Annotated in this window: 14 protein-coding genes; 8 read left to right on the top strand and 6 right to left on the bottom strand. The window is 69.5% G+C overall.

The annotated features are described in order from the left end of the window. Positions 1-166: 166 nt before the first annotated feature. A complete protein-coding gene (locus DS843_RS30995; RefSeq protein WP_167525157.1) occupies positions 167-307 on the bottom strand; it encodes a hypothetical protein in 141 nt (46 codons plus the stop codon). A gap of 200 nt (positions 308-507) precedes the next feature. Here DS843_RS30995 and DS843_RS02085 point away from each other — a divergent pair, with 200 nt between their 5' ends. Then, the gene (locus DS843_RS02085; RefSeq protein ID WP_149467229.1) at positions 508-696 is read left to right on the top strand and encodes a hypothetical protein; all 189 of its coding nucleotides are present in this window, start codon (positions 508-510) and stop codon (positions 694-696) included. 117 nt (positions 697-813) lie between these two features. Then, on the top strand, positions 814-1,296 hold the full coding sequence (locus tag DS843_RS02080) for a MarR family winged helix-turn-helix transcriptional regulator (protein ID WP_149467228.1): 483 nt from the start codon (positions 814-816) through the stop codon (positions 1,294-1,296). Positions 1,297-1,614: 318 nt separating this feature from the next. Here the strand turns inward: DS843_RS02080 and DS843_RS02075 are convergent, their stop codons facing one another. Further along, positions 1,615-2,013, bottom strand: a complete 399-nt coding sequence (locus DS843_RS02075) for a hypothetical protein (protein WP_149467227.1) — start codon at positions 2,011-2,013, stop codon at positions 1,615-1,617. Between the two features lie 133 nt (positions 2,014-2,146). Then, positions 2,147-3,715 carry a L,D-transpeptidase family protein gene (locus DS843_RS02070; protein WP_149467226.1) on the bottom strand — a complete coding sequence of 523 codons (1,569 nt, stop codon included), beginning with the start codon at positions 3,713-3,715 and terminating at the stop codon, positions 2,147-2,149. 364 nt (positions 3,716-4,079) lie between these two features. Between DS843_RS02070 and DS843_RS02060 the strand changes: the two genes are divergently transcribed. Next, positions 4,080-5,183 carry a D-alanyl-D-alanine carboxypeptidase family protein gene (locus DS843_RS02060; protein WP_149467224.1) on the top strand — a complete coding sequence of 368 codons (1,104 nt, stop codon included), beginning with the start codon at positions 4,080-4,082 and terminating at the stop codon, positions 5,181-5,183. A gap of 10 nt (positions 5,184-5,193) precedes the next feature. Here the strand turns inward: DS843_RS02060 and DS843_RS02055 are convergent, their stop codons facing one another. Further along, complete coding sequence (locus tag DS843_RS02055; protein WP_286191885.1) at positions 5,194-5,505, bottom strand: Rdx family protein; 312 nt, start codon at positions 5,503-5,505, stop codon at positions 5,194-5,196. A 196-nt stretch (positions 5,506-5,701) separates the two neighbouring features. Between DS843_RS02055 and DS843_RS02050 the strand changes: the two genes are divergently transcribed. The 3 genes from DS843_RS02050 (at position 5,702) to DS843_RS02040 (ending at position 9,052) form a co-directional block, all read left to right on the top strand. Further along, on the top strand, positions 5,702-6,130 hold the full coding sequence (locus DS843_RS02050) for a hypothetical protein (RefSeq protein WP_149467222.1): 429 nt from the start codon (positions 5,702-5,704) through the stop codon (positions 6,128-6,130). Between the two features lie 121 nt (positions 6,131-6,251). After that, positions 6,252-7,271, top strand: coding sequence for an ABC transporter substrate-binding protein (locus tag DS843_RS02045; RefSeq protein WP_149467221.1), 1,020 nt, complete (start codon positions 6,252-6,254; stop codon positions 7,269-7,271). Positions 7,272-7,324: 53 nt separating this feature from the next. After that, entirely contained in the window at positions 7,325-9,052 is a 1,728-nt protein-coding gene (locus tag DS843_RS02040) for an ABC transporter permease (RefSeq protein WP_149467220.1), read from the top strand. A 22-nt stretch (positions 9,053-9,074) separates the two neighbouring features. On the opposite strand, the gene DS843_RS02035 is transcribed toward DS843_RS02040, so the two are convergent. Next, positions 9,075-10,157, bottom strand: a complete 1,083-nt coding sequence (locus DS843_RS02035) for an ABC transporter ATP-binding protein (RefSeq protein ID WP_149467219.1) — start codon at positions 10,155-10,157, stop codon at positions 9,075-9,077. Positions 10,158-10,252: 95 nt separating this feature from the next. On the opposite strand from DS843_RS02035, the gene DS843_RS02030 reads away from it, so the two are divergent. Both DS843_RS02030 and DS843_RS02025 read left to right on the top strand, forming a co-directional pair. Next, on the top strand, positions 10,253-11,374 hold the full coding sequence (locus tag DS843_RS02030; RefSeq protein WP_149467218.1) for an MBL fold metallo-hydrolase: 1,122 nt from the start codon (positions 10,253-10,255) through the stop codon (positions 11,372-11,374). A 137-nt stretch (positions 11,375-11,511) separates the two neighbouring features. Next, positions 11,512-12,747, top strand: coding sequence for a YeeE/YedE family protein (locus tag DS843_RS02025; RefSeq protein ID WP_149467217.1), 1,236 nt, complete (start codon positions 11,512-11,514; stop codon positions 12,745-12,747). Positions 12,748-12,815: 68 nt separating this feature from the next. On the opposite strand, the gene DS843_RS02020 is transcribed toward DS843_RS02025, so the two are convergent. Continuing rightward, positions 12,816-14,441 (bottom strand): calcium-binding protein, encoded by a 1,626-nt coding sequence (locus tag DS843_RS02020; RefSeq protein WP_149467216.1) that lies wholly within the window; start codon positions 14,439-14,441, stop codon positions 12,816-12,818. Positions 14,442-14,500: the final 59 nt, after the last annotated feature.

Below are 14,500 nucleotides of genomic sequence, written 5' to 3'. Positions count from 1 at the left end.
GCGGACTTCGTTGCTTCCGGGCGGGGCGAACCGTCACGGGAGGCGGCAAGCATGGGATCGCAGGCTGTGGATGTTCTTCAAACTCCACAGTTCGTTCATGCCACATGGGTCCCGAGATGCAACGATTAACGACCCGGTTAACTCCAATTCGTTCCGGAGCGGGAACTCAACGTCGCCCCAGGAAGAATCCGGCCAGCGCGCAGCACAGGGCGGTCACCACGACGCGCACCGGCGTCGGATCGTAGGACGCCACCGCCACCAGAAAAGCGAGGGCGGCCATCACCATCAACCCGCCGGTCGTACGCATGCGCGCCGCCTCTCTCAATGCTATTGATCCCGGCAAACAGGCGATCCCCGTTCTGCGTCACGGCGGGCGATGACGTAACCACTCCGGGCAACTCAGGGTCCCGTCTGCAACGGCAAATTTTGATGGCGCCGCTCGCATTCCCGTAATATTTCTCAGTTGTAATCATTGCCCACGCCACCGTCCTTCCGCACGAGCCGACCATGCCGTGGAGCCAAAGTCCTTCCTACCGGGCCATCACCGTGCTGCGCCGGCACAGCCGGGAATGCCGCGGCCTGGAAACGCGCGAGTATCTGGTCGCGGTGGAGCGCCGGATGGTCCAACTCATCGACCTGGAGGGGCGGGAGGGGCGCGTCGGGGCCGTGCCGCCGCTCGGTCGTGCGGCAGAATGACCCGGCTCCCGGTTATGTTTCAAGACCGAAACGTAGTAAGTCGCTCCTGAAACACAACCGACACAGATCGGTGCTAAAGGCCAACGTGTCGTTCATTGACGCGAGGCCGCTGGGTTCATGGTGCTCCCGACCGAAAGGGCCGGCAAAGACGCTGCCGACGGCAGGGAGGATTCCGACATCCCCCTTTGCACCGTACCCGCCGAATTCATCCACAGCCGCATCCGCCGCGTCCATCAGCGCGCCACGGCGATGCTGAGCGACGCCCTGGCCGAGTTCAACCTGACGCCGCCGCAATGGGCGACGCTGGCGGCGCTGCACCAGCACGGGCCGATGTCGCAGATCGACCTCGGCCGCAGCATCGCCATGGACCCGGCCACCATGCAGGGGGTGGTGGTGCGGTTGACCGACCGCGGTTACCTGCTGCGCAGCCCGGACAGCCTGGACCGCCGCCGCAACCTCGTCAGCCTTGCCGACAGCGGGCGCCGGGTGGTGGAGACGGCGGCTCCGGCCATCGCGCGGGCGGAGGCCGAACTGACCGGCGGCTTGTCCGCGGACGAACGGACCCGGCTGGCCGACCTGCTGGCCCGCCTGTGCAACTGAAGCCCGGCGACGCGACCGCGGGGTGTTTGGAACGGTGGGTGGGGCCAATGGTCCGGGTTAGCCCAAGTTATGCACATCGGCGTGAACGGTGGCCTTGACTCTCCGAATGTTGCTTTTTTGTTTTTCCAAACGCGCCGACACCCGTCCAACCCCCCAAAAGCCGTGCAATTTCGGCCTTTCCAAGGTGCCTGAAATTTGGGCAAAACGGTGAAGGCCGTGGATTCACGGCCATGCTCACAGGTTGCTCCCGGATTCGCTCACAGAGTTACCCACAGCTTCTGGGGATATCCCGATATTGCGGGTAGATTGAACCCTCCGTCAGCCGGCCACCCGCCACTGGCCGTCCGGGTCCAGGCAAGCCGTTCCGACGAGCGTCGCCGGGCGCCCTCCGACAATTCCGGGCATCTGGAAGTCGCGGCAATAGCGTCCTCCGGGGCCGAGATAGGTCGGTGAGGTCCGGGTGGCCAGCGGGGCTGCCGGGACGGGTTGGGGAACCGGCACATAGACCACCGGGGGCGGAGGCGGGGCGTAGAAGGGCGGCGGATAGCCGAACGCCAGCGGCAGCGTGACGCTGAAACCGAAGAAGCTTCCCCCATGCCAGCCGCCGGCCAGGGCCGGTGCCGGGACCAGCATCAGGGCCGCAACGAGCAGGGCGCACAGCCTGGCCGGAGCCGGCCAGAGAAATGCCGGGAAAGGGAGTGCCGGGAAGGGGATCATGGCGCACCTCCGCCGCGGCGCGGGAAGGGGCGCCGCCAGAAGAAAGATGGGTACGAAAAAAGGCGCCGTCGAGACGGCGCCTTTTCTGCGTTCGCGGCGACGGTTTCCCCGTGGACCGGCGTCAGGACCGGCGTCACATGGCCGTGCGGACGGCCTCCGCGCCGTTGCGCGTTCCGACGGCGCGGGCCGGGGTGGCCGAGGATTGGGCTGGCGCCGGGGCCTGCTGCGGGGCCGCCGCCGGGGTCGGGGGAACGGGTTTCGGCTCGACACGGCGGGGTGCCGAGACGGTTCCGGCGGCGGACGGCGCGGCCGGGGCCGCGGCGGACGGGGCCGGTGTGGTCGGCACGTCGTCGTAGATGCCCGGATGCACCCGCACGGTGCCGTCCGTCTCCACCGTGGACGTCCAGTAGACGAAGCGGACCGGCACGGCGTTGGGCAGGGAGACGGTCTTGGTCTTGCCGCTCTCCAACTGCCGCTCGATCGCCGCGGAATCGAGCTTGGCGGCGCGCAGCAGCGTTTCCGCCACCATCCGCGCGTCGGCCAGCCGAACGCAGCCGGAACTGGCGGCGCGCAGGTCGCGCTCGAACAGCCGGGGATCGTTGGTGCCGTGCAGGAAGATGCCGTCGCCGTTGGTCAGGTTGAAGCGGAAACGGCCGAGCGCGTTGTCGTCGCCCGGCTTCTGGACGATGCGGATGCGCTCCGGCGACACCTGCCACCAGTTGATGCTCTCCGGCACCACCTCCACCCCGTCCAGATAGACGACGGCGTCCTTGATGCCGGTGTTGCCCTTCTTGCGCAGGACCGGCAGCTTGTCCTCCACCAGAACGGTCGGCGGCACGGTCCAGGTGGGGTTGATCGTCACGCTGGTGACGCGGTCCTGCAGCAGGGGCGTCTGGCGCGACGGGCGGCCCACCACGGCGCGCATGGTGAAGTTCAGCTTGCCGCGTTCGATGTAGCTCACGGTCTGGCTGGGCAGGTTGACCAGCAGCACCGTGTCCGGAACCGACGCCTGGAAGGCGCGCATCGACGCCGTGGCGCCGCGCATCAGCTTGGCGGCTTCCTTCGGCGTGCGGTCCAGCGCCTGGCGCGTGACCTCGCCCACCTTGCCGTCCTGCATCAGCCCTTCGGAAAGCTGGAAGGCGCGGACCGCCGTTTCGAGAGTGTCGTCGAAGCTGTCCGTCCACTGGTCCTGGGACAGGAAGCCCAGTTCGATCAGCCGGGTGGACAGGCGGCCGACACGGTCGGCGGTGCGCGCCCGCACCTGGATGGTCAGGGCCGGCGGCGGGGGGAGAACCTCCACCACCGTGCCGGGCGTCGCGGACGGATCGGCCTGCGGCGCGGGTTCGGCGGGCGGGGTCACGACGATGGTGGGGGCCGTTCCGGCGGCGGGGGCCGTGCCTTCCGGCACATCGGACGGGCGCACCGGGCCGGGCGCCACGACGTCGACCATCCCGCCGTCGCCCTTCTTCAGGACGGAGCCGTACCCCACGCGGGTTTGCTGCACGCGGGGCATGCCCTCCAGTTCGGCGGCGCGCTGGTCGATTCGCGCGATCCAGGTTCCCACGACATCCCGGCCCGTGGACGTGCCCGTGGCGGTGGACGGCGCGGCCTGCACCGGCAGGGCGAGCAGCCCGGCGAGGAGGCACGCGGCCACCTTCGCCCCCAGGGCAGGCCGAGCGCAGGTGCGAATGGTCGTCAGCATAATCGAAGCATCCCACGCGGCGATGAACAGACGGCTAACGAAAGGCTCTGTCCATACGTGAGGTCGCACGGACGTCACGCGGGAACCAGCGCCCTTTCGGCATAAGACATCTGACGCCCGCGGCGGCGCCGCACAAGTGACATCGGGCAGATTGATGCTTCTGTGCCACAATGTGCACAGGGGCGTGGCTGCCGCGACACAGTCAAAAGGAGAGGGGGCACCGGAAGGCCTGAGCGGTCGATTGGTAAATGGCGGCGGGAGCGCGGGAACCGCAAAATCTCTCAAACCGCCGGAGATTCGACACATTTTTTGTTAACCGCTTTCAGGGTAGAGGAGGCGACCACCTCTCCATCCGGTCGCCATCATGCCGCGTTCGCCGTACGGTTTCGTCCTGCCGTTGCTCCTATCCCTGGCCGTCGCCACGCCCGTCGCCGTCAACCCTGCGGATGCCTTCGCCAAGGCCGCCCAGGAGACGGCGCGCAAGGACGCGCCCAAACCCGCCGCCAAGGTGGTCGCCAAGACGGTTGCCAAGCCCGCTCCCAAGGCGGCACCCAAGGTTGCGGCGAAGCCCGCCGCCGTCCACAAGCCCGTGGTCCGCAAGGCTGCCGCCCACCGGACGGCCAAGGCGCGGGGCCGCGCGGGCCGCATCGCCGCCGGGGCCGCCGTCGGCACCGCGGCGGGCGCCACCGTCTTCCGCCCGGTCCACGCCTATGTGCTGATGGACGCGCAGTCGGGCCGGGTCCTCGATTCGGAGAACGCCGACACGCCGACCTATCCGGCGTCGCTGACCAAGATGATGACCCTGCTCCTGACCTTCGAAGCGCTGGAGCGGGGCACGCTGCGGCTGGACCAGGAACTCCCGGTGTCGCGCCACGCCACCAACCAGAAGCCGTCGCGCCTGAACCTCGCCGTCGGCTCCACCATCCGGGTGGAGGACGCGATCCTGGCCCTGACCGTGAAGTCCGCCAACGACGTCGCCGTCGTCCTGGCGGAGGCGCTGGGCGGCAGCGAGGAGCGCTTCGCCGAGATGATGACGGACAAGGCGCAGGCGCTGGGCATGACCAGCACCACCTTCCGCAACGCCTCCGGCCTGCCGCACAAGGAGCAGCGCACCACGGCCCGCGACATGGCCCGCCTGTCGCGCGCCATCGTGGCCCGTCCGGCGCGGGAGTACGCCTATTTCTCGCGCACGCGCTTCGACTGGAACGGCACGGTGGTTCCCGGCCACAACCGGCTGCTGGGCCGGGTGGAGGGTTATGACGGCATCAAGACGGGCTTCATCAACCTCAGCGGCTTCAACCTCGCCGGCAGCGCCAGCCGCAACGGCCAGCGTCTGGTCGCCGTCGTTCTGGGCGGCACCACCGCCGCCGCCCGCGACCGCGAGGTCGCCGAACTGCTGGAGCGGGGCTTCGGCACCGGGCCGGCCAAGCAGACGGTGGCCGTCACCGACGTGAAGGCCGTCCGATAAGGCTTGCCCCTCATGGGTCCGCCGGCCGCTTGCGGTCGGCGTGGCCCAGGGGCTTCTCGGGGGCGATGCGGTCGCGCACCCGTTGCTTCAGTTCCGTGATGTCGGGAAAACGCCCCTCCTCCTTGCGCGACCAGACCACGGCGTCGCCGCTGCGCACGACGAAGATCCCGCCCGTGCCGGGAATCAGGGTGACCCCGCCCAGTTCGTCCTCGAAGGTGGTCAGAAGCTCCTGCGCCATCCAGGCGGCGCGCAGCATCCATCGGCACTGGCGGCAGTACTCGATTTGAAGATTGGGCCGGTCCGGGGCTTCGCTGCGGGTCACGTCCATGCTCCTGTGGAGTTCGGCGGCTGGGGTTCGCAGGCATATGTGCCGCCGTCCGGCGCGGCTTCCAACCCTTCGACGCCTTACTTTCGAAGTGGAAGCGCCGCCGGCATCCCCAGAGAGCGGTATCGCCAATGACGCTTTGCTTTGTGATGCCGTCCAGGGGTTTGCTGGGGACGGATCGTCGAGGTGGAGCATGCCGGCACAAACCGCCAAACGTCTGTGGAACGAGGAGACGGGTTGCGGCTTCTGCATGCGGTCGGACAGCGGCTCGCTGTGGTGCCGCGGGCTGTGCCGGGACATTTCCCTGGCCGAACTGGTCCAACGCGTGCGCGCCGTCCGCGATAATGCCGTGAGGCTGGAGCTTACGTCCTTGCTGGCGGCGTGTCCGGCGCGTCTGTTCGCCGTGCCGGACGATGCCGGCGCCCCTTCGGCCTGCGCCGCGCAACGCCGGAGCATGGCGGTGGAACGCATGGTCCACAGTCTGGGCCGCCTGCGCCGGAGCGCCTGCGCCATGGCCCGGTCCGCCGACCGGTTGGAAGCCACCCGGAACGCGCTGGACGCCACCGAGGACACGCTCGCCGCCGCCCGCCCCCTTTCCCAGGACCGCCCCGATCGGCTATGACGCTCGAAACCGCAGGAGACGCCGCCGTCACGCGGCTGTCATTGTTGTGGCGTAAACAAGGGCCTTCGCATACCGGAGAACTCCGGACCGGCGGAAACGACAAGAGAAGGGATCGGGAGACATGAAGGCCAAGCGCACACGGCTCGCCCTCATCGGCACCACACTCATAAGCGCCGTCGCGGGCGCGCTGCTGCTGGCCCTGCCGGCGCAGGCCGCCCCGGAGAAGCCGGCCGGCAAGCTGGTGCTCTACACTTCGCAGCTCGAAGCCGACGCGAAGCAGACGGTGGACGCCTTCAAGGCCAAGAACCCCGGCGTCGAGGTGGAATGGGTCCGCAGCGGCACGACGGAGCTGATGAACAAGCTCCGCGCGGAGATCGCCGCGGGCAGCCCGCAGGCCGACCTGCTGCTGATCGCCGACGCCGTGACCATGGAGTCGCTGAAGGCGGAGAAGCGCCTGCTGGCCTACAAGGACGCGCCGGTCCAGGGCTACCGCCCCGGCACGCACGATCCGGACGGCATGTGGTTCGGCACCAAGCTGATCACCACCGGCATCGCCTACAACACGGCGGCCCCGATGAAGCCGTCCTCCTGGCTCGATCTGCTGAAGCCGGAGGCCAAGGGCACCACCGTGATGCCCAGCCCGCTCTATTCCGGTGCCGCCGCCATCCATATGGCCGCCGTCAAGGAGCAGCCGGATCTGGGCATGGCCTTCTACGAGAAGCTCCAGGCCAACGGCACCACCGCGGCCAAGGGCAACGGCGGCATCCTGAAGTCGGTGGCCAGCGGCGAGAAGCTGTACGGCGTCATCGTCGACTATCTGCCGATCCGCGAGCAGGCCAAGGGCGCTCCCGTCGCCTTCGTCTTCCCCAAGGAGGGCGTCAGCGCGGTGACCGAGCCGGTCGCCATCCTGAACACCGCCAGGAACCCGGAGGCCGCGAAGGCCTTCATCGCCTTCCTGCTGAGCAAGGACGGGCAGGAGCTTGCCTCCCGCCAGGGCTTCCTTCCGGCGCTGCCGGGCGTGGCGGCGCCCGCCGGCTTCCCCGACCCGTCGCTCGTCACGCTGATGCCTTATGATCCGGCCAAGGCGCTGAAGGACGACGACGCCAACAAGAAGGCCTTCGCCGACCTGTTCGGCGGTTGAGCCCATCAGGCGGTTGAGCCCATCAGGCGGTTGAGCCCATCAGGCGGTTGAGAATGAGTCTTGCCACAGCGTCCGACCGGCGGCCTTTCCGGGCCGCCGGTCGTTTTTCCGTTTCCGGCGCGCCGCTGCTGTTCGCGCTGGCCGGGCTGATCGTCCTGCTGCCGATCCTGCGGCTGGTGTGGGAGGTCGCCGGGCCGATGGCCGCGGGCGACCTGACGGCGCTGACCCGTGTGCTGAATTCCCCCATGACATGGCGCGCCACGGGGAACAGCGTCGCCATCGCGGCGGGGGCGACGCTGGTCGCGGCGGCGCTGGGCGTGCCCTTCGCGCTGCTGTGCGGGCTGACCGACCTGAGGGCCAGGACGGCGCTGGCCTTCTGCCTGATCCTGCCGTTGATGATCCCGCCGCAGATCGTCGCCCTGTCCTGGATACACCTCGCCGGGTCCGGCAGCCCGCTGCTGAAGCCGCTGGGCCTCGCACCGGCGCCTGGCACGCCGAACCCCGTCTATTCCTCCGCCGGGATGATCCTGGTGATGGGGATCGAGCACGCGCCGCTGGTCTTCCTGGCGTTGCGCGCCGCCCTGCGCGCCGTGCCGCGCGATCTGGTGGAGGCGGCGCAGGCGGCAGGTGCCCGGCGCGGGCGGGTGCTGCGCACCATCGTCCTGCCGCTCAGCCTGCCGGGGCTGGCCGCCGGGCTGGCCCTGTCCTTCGTCGCGGCACTGGGCAATTTCGGGGTCCCGGCGCTGCTCGGCATCCCGGCGGGGATTCCGGTGCTGCCGACGCTGATCTACCGCCGTCTGGCGGGATTCGGCCCGTCCGTCCTGCCGGAGGTTGCGGTGCTGGCCGTGCTGATCGGTGCCATCGCGTGCGTCGGCATCGCCGCGCAAATGGCGCTCCAGGCGCGGGTGGACGCGCGGGTGATCGGCGGCTCGTCGCCCGCCGCGGTGCTGCGGCTGGGCCGGGCGCGGCGGCCGATGGAGATCCTCTGCTGGGTGGTGGTGGCGCTGATCCTGGCGGCGCCGCTGGCGGCGCTGGTCTCGACCAGCCTGATCCGGGTCTACGGCCTGCCGCTGGGGCCGGAGACGGCGACGCTGGCGCATTACGCGACGGTTCTGGGGCTGGATCAGGTGGGGCGGGCCTTCGCCAACTCCTTCGCCCTGTCGGGGGTGGCGGCGCTGCTGCTGACGCTGCTGGCGATCCCGCTGGCCCACGCCATGGCCGGGCCGGGGCGGGGCGGGCGGCTGGTCCGCGCGGTCGGCGTGCTGATCGAGCTGCCGCACGCGGTCCCGGGCGTGGTGCTGGCGATCGGCTGCATCCTGGCCTTCCTGAAGCCGTTGCCGCTGCTGGGGGTGAGCCTCTACGGCACGCTGGGCATCATCCTGGCGGCCTATCTGGCGCGCTTCCTGTCGCTGGCCCTGCGCCCCGCCCAGGCCGCCTGCGCCGCGCTGGACCCGGCGATGGAGGAGGCGGCGCGCGCCTGCGGCGCCGGTCCGCTGCGCCGCCTGCGCACCATCGTCGCCCCGCTGGTGGCGCCCGCGGCGGCGGCGGGCGGCGTGCTGGTGTTCCTGACGGCCTTCAACGAGCTGACCGTGTCGATCCTGCTTTGGTCGCAGGGGCGGGAGACGCTGGGCGTCGTCGTCTACGCGCTGGAGGAGGGCGGCAGCCCGACGCTCGCCGCCGCGCTGAGCGTGGTGACCATCGCGGTGGTGGTGGCGGTGCTGCTGGCGGTCGGCTGGCTGGGCCGGCGGCTGCCGGCGGGGATCATTCCGTGGCGGGGGTGAGGGGCCCGGCTCCCGAACGCCCTCACACCCCCTCCGGCACCACCCACCCGTCGCGGACCGCAAGGCGCAGGGCCTCGCCCGGTGCCACCTGGGCGTCACCCGTCACCCGCAGCGACAGCCGCACCCCCGGTGCGGCCAGCGGTTCGGCCTCCACCAGCACGAAGCCGCCCTTGTAGGCGGCGCGGACCACCGTCGCGGCGATGGGGCCGTCCGGGGCCGGCTCCAAATCTTCGGGCCGCAGGCAGACCAGAGCCGGGCCTTCCGGCTGGCCGGGGCGGCAGCGGACCAGGGCCTCCGCCCCGAACAGGCGCACGCGCACGCGCCCTTCGGCAGCCGGTCCGGCCACCATGCCGTCCACCACCGCGCCCTGGCCGACGAAGCCGGCGACCATGCGGGTCGCGGGCTCCCGGTAGAGCGTCCTTGGGGCCGCCACCTGGGCCAGCCGCCCGTGGTCCAGCACGGCGATGCGCGACGCCAGCGCCATCGCCTCCGCCTGATCGTGGGTGACATAGACCATGGTGGCGCCGGTCTTGGCGTGGAAATCCGCGAACTCCTCCTCCATCGCCGCGCGCAGATGCACGTCGAGGTTGGCGAGCGGCTCGTCCAGCAGCATCAGTTCCGGACTCATCACCAGACAGCGGGCCAGCGCCACGCGCTGCCGCTGGCCGCCCGACAACTCGGCGGGGTGGCGCGCGTCGAAACCGGCCAGACCCACCGTGTCGAGCGCGGCGCGAACCCTTTGTTCGCGCTCCATGCGGGGAACGCGGGCGGTTTCCAGCGGGTAGGCGACGTTGCCGGCCACCGTCATGTGCGGCCACAGCGCGTAGGACTGGAAGACGAGGCCGATCCGCCGCTCCTCCGGCGGGACATGGGTGCCGGGGCCGGACAGGGTGCGCCCGCCGACCGTGATGCGCCCGCCATCCAGCCGCTCGAACCCGGCGACCATGCGCAGAAGCGTGCTCTTCCCGCAGCCCGAGGGACCGAGCAGGGCCAGGAACTCCCCCGCCGCCACGTCGATGGTCACGCCGTCCACCGCGGGCGCGGACGTCCCGGCATAGTGGCGGGAAGCATCGTCGATCAGGAGGGCGGGCGTCTGAGTGGTCATGGCACCGGAAGTCGCGCTATTCAGGAAGGCGGCAGGGGATTGGCACAGTGCGGAACGGGGGCGTGATGTCAAGTGACGCTACGATGAAGGGGGCAATGACGGGCTCGATGACGGGGGCTACGGCGGGGGCTACGGTGGGGCGCGGACGCAAGGTCCGGCTGCGCGCCCTGTCGGGGATGGGCGACAAGGGACCGGCCTGCTTCCTGGCGATGGTCGGCGGGGCGCGGCTGCTGCTTGACCTGGGCGAAGGGCCGGACGCCGGGCGCCTGCCGCACCTGGACGCCGCCGGACGGGTGGACGCCATCCTGATCACCCACAGCCACGGCGACCATGCCGGCGCCCTGCGCCTGCGCCACCGGGTCGGCAGCCCGCCGGTCTACGCCACGCCGCTGGCCGCCCGCTTCCTGCCGCCGACGGTGGCGGCGCATCCGCTGCCGGTCCGCGGAACGGTGGAGATCCAGGGCGTGCCGGTGACCACCGGGCGGTCCGGCCACGCGCCGGGCGGCGTGTGGATTCACCTGGGAACGGAGGATGGCGGGCTGCTCTATATGGGCGACCATTCCGACGAATCGGCCCTGTTCCCCTTCGATCCGCCGCCGCCCGCGAGGCGCGTGATCCTGGACGCCTCCTACGGGCTGGACGACACCCCGCAGGCGGAGCGGCTGGGCGCGCTGGAGCCCTTCCTCCATGCAGGCGGCGCGCTGTTCCCGGTGGCGGCGGACGGGCGCGGGCCGGAAATGGCGCTGTGGGCGATGGATCACGGAATCGTCCCGGCCATCGACGAGGCCCACCGCGCCGCCATCGCCCTTCTGCTGGAGGAGGCCGACACCGCCCTGCTTCCCGGCGCGGAGGAACGGCTGCGCCGGCTGCTCGACCGCGCCAAGGAACCGGGCGACCCGCGCGACGTGACCTTCGCCGCCGGCCCCAACGCCACCAGCGGCACCGCCGCCGAGCTGGTGGAGCGTTGGGCCGGGCCGGGCGGGCCGGAAATCGTCTTTACCGGCTATCTCGCCGACGGCACGCCGTCACGGACGCTGGTCGATGCGGGCCGCGCGCGGTACCGGCGCTGGAACGTCCACCCGACGCTGCGCCAATTGACGGCGCTGGTGGCCGCCACGGGCGCTGAACTGGTGTTGCCCGCCTTCGGCGACATCCGGCACAGCGAGGGCTGGCGGGCCGCTTTCGCCCCGGCAAGCCTGGAGGGTCTGGACAACTGAGGTCCGGATCTACATCGCCGCACGCAAGGCAGGGATGCGCGAATCGGGGTTTCCTGTAGAACGCCGATCGTTATCTCATCTCATCCGATGGGAATTATCCTATATAACACTGTTTTTCCGTTAATTGGAGTGCCGGGATGACGGACACGACTCTGGGCCGGGCGGCGGGTTCGGCCACGCTTCTGCCGGGAATCGACTGGCGGGTTGTCGCCGTGGCGCTGCTCGCCCTGGTGGGCGGCGGGCTGTGGATCGGCGACGCCGTGTCGGGGCGGCAGGCGGCGCTCTATCTGGTGGGCGGTGCCATGGGCATCGTGCTGTACCACGCGCTGTTCGGCTTCACCTCCGCCTTCCGCGTCTTCATCGCGGACCGGCGCGGGGCGGGGCTGCGGGCGCAGATGGTCATGCTGGCCGTGGCCTGCGCGCTGTTCTTCCCAGTGCTGGCCGCCGGGACGCTGTTCGGCGCGCCGGTGAAGGGGCTGGTGTCGCCGGTCGGCCTGTCGGTGGTGGCCGGCGCCTTCCTGTTCGGCATCGGCATGCAGTTGGGCGGCGGCTGCGCCTCGGGCACGCTGTTCACGGTGGGCGGCGGCAGCACGCGCATGGTGGTCACGCTGGCCTTCTTCATCGTCGGCTCGGTGCTGGGTGCCTATCACCTGCCCTGGTGGCAGGCGCAATGGACCGCCGCTCCGGTATCGGTGGTCGCGGCCTGGGGCTGGCCGGTGGCTCTGGCCGTCAACCTCGCCATTTTCGCCGCCGTCTATGCCGGCACCCTCGCGCTGGAGAAGCGGCGCCACGGCCGCCTGATCGAGGGCGCCCCGGCGAAGACCGAAGGGCTGCGTCGCTTCCTGCGTGGTCCCTGGCCGCTGGTCTGGGGAGCGGTCGCTCTGGCTGTTCTTAACTTCGCGACGCTGGCGCTGGCCGGGCGCCCGTGGGGCATCACCTCGGCCTTCGCGCTGTGGGGCAGCAAGGGGTTGGCCGCGCTGGGCGTGGACGTCGCCTCCTGGCCCTTCTGGCAGGCGCCGGCCCAGGCCAAGGCGTTGCAGGACAGCGTGCTGGCCGACGTCACCTCGGTCATGGATTTCGGCATCATCCTGGGCGCGCTGCTGGCCGCCGGGCTGGCTGGCAAGTTCGCCCCGGTGCGGAAGCTGCCGTTGCGGTCGCTGGTGGCGGCGGTGGTCGGCGGGCTGCTACTCGGCTATGGGTCGCGCCTCGCCTATGGCTGCAACATCGGCGCCTATTTCAGCGGCATCGCGTCGGGCAGCCTGCACGGCTGGGTGTGGATCGTCGCGGCTCTGGCCGGCAATTGCCTGGGCACCGCCTTGCGCCCGTTCTTCGGCCTGGAGGTCGAGCGCACGCCGCGTCAAACCGCCTGCTGAGTGGGTCGTGGATAAGGAACCGGTGGGCCATCGAACGGACGGCCCACCGGCTTCAGATGCCGGAAACGCTACGATCCGTAGGGCACGACCACGAAGTCCGAGGCGGACAGCGGTGCTCCGTTGTTAACGAAGGCGATCAGGACGGCCGCGCCGGAGCCGTTGCCATCGGCGTCGTAGGACAGAGAGGCACGCATCGGGTCAAAGATGATGCGGTCATCCGCGTCGGTCGCCATGTCCAATGCGAAGATGTTCGGGTCCAGCGCTCCGCCTGGAAGTCCGAAGGTCCAACCTTCCAGTTCGATGCGATCCACCCCGCTTTCAAAGTCATCGAGTGAGTACGTTCCCCACTCGTAAAAGCCCAATCGGAAGGTGTCGGCACCGCTGCCACCGGACATGATGGCGTGGCCTTGCCCTCCGATGAGCGTGTCGTCACCGTCCCCACCGTAAAGAGCGTCATAGCCGCCACGGCCTTCCAACCTGTTGGCCGCCGCGTTTCCGGTCAGGACGTCGCTGTCGCTGGACCCGATGACATTCTCGATGCCGCAGAGACGATCGCCCTCCGCTTCGTTGCCGGTTCCGATTCCGGTGGAAAGATCGACGGTGACGCCACCGAAGATCGAATGGCTGTAATCCACCGTGTCGATGCCAGCCCCGCCGGCAAGCAGGTCGGCTCCATGGCTGCCTTGGAAGGTGTCGTTTCCGGTCCCGCCGCGCATCGTTTCGTTGCCGAACCAACCAATCAGCAGGTCGTCGCCGGACCCACCAACAAGCAAATCAGATCCAAAGCCGCTTTCGATGGTGTCATTTCCGGCTCCGCCGCGCAGCGTTTCGTCGCTGAACCCCCCAATCAGCCAGTCGTTTCCGCCGCCACCGTTGATCTCGGTCGCGCCAAAGGCGTTGCGGGCGTCGAACACGTCATCGCCGCCACCGCCAAAGACACGCTCGACCTGCCACAGCCCGAGGTCGACGTGCATGGCGTGGTCCCCTTGGAAGATGACGGTGTCGAAGCCGCCGCCGCCATCGACCGAATCCTCATTGCCGTTGACATGGAAGAGGTCGTCGCCGTCGTCACCCAGCAGAACGTCGGCGCCGGCCCCGCCGCTGAGCGTGTCGTTGCCGGAGCCACCCTGGAGTGTGTCGTCCCCGTCATCACCGAAAAGAAAGTCGTCTCCGGAGTCGCCCTGAAGAAGGTCGTCACCGGCCTCGCCGGTGAGCGTGTCGTCGCCGTCGTCACCCAGCAGAATGTCGGCGCCGGCCCCGCCGGAAAGCGAGTCGTTGCCGTTGTTGCCCTGAAGGTGATCGTCCCCTTCCTCCCCGCGCAGCGTGTCGTCGCCATGCCCGCCGCCGAGGGTGTCGTTGCCGGCACCACCGTTGATCTCGACGCTCCCGAAGGTCCAGATGGCCGTCAAGGCATCGTTTCCGGCACCGCCGAAGGCACGTTCGATCCCCGCGAAGCCGATATTCGCCGTGACTCCCTCGCTCCCAAGGACCACGACAGTGTCGTAGCCGTCATCTCCAAAGAAATTATGGTCCATCGCGTCGACGTATAGAAGATCGTCCCCTTCGTTTCCATAAATATAGTCGGCGCCATCCCCGCCGATCAACGTGTCGTTTCCCTCGAATCCGGTAATATCATCGTCTCCAGACGTACCTTCCAGAAGTTCGTCTCCGGAGGTTCCAAAGAGAGTCGCCATTATTTTTCTCCTGCTGAACAGCGTTTGGTGTCTGCATCCTCAGACATGCCAAGCCTGCA

The sequence above is a fragment of the Roseomonas genomospecies 6 genome, from assembly GCF_008365375.1.
GTDB lineage: Bacteria > Pseudomonadota > Alphaproteobacteria > Azospirillales > Azospirillaceae > Azospirillum.
The sequence above is the reverse complement of the archived record's forward strand: the minus strand, read 5'-3'. Positions and strand labels throughout refer to the sequence as shown.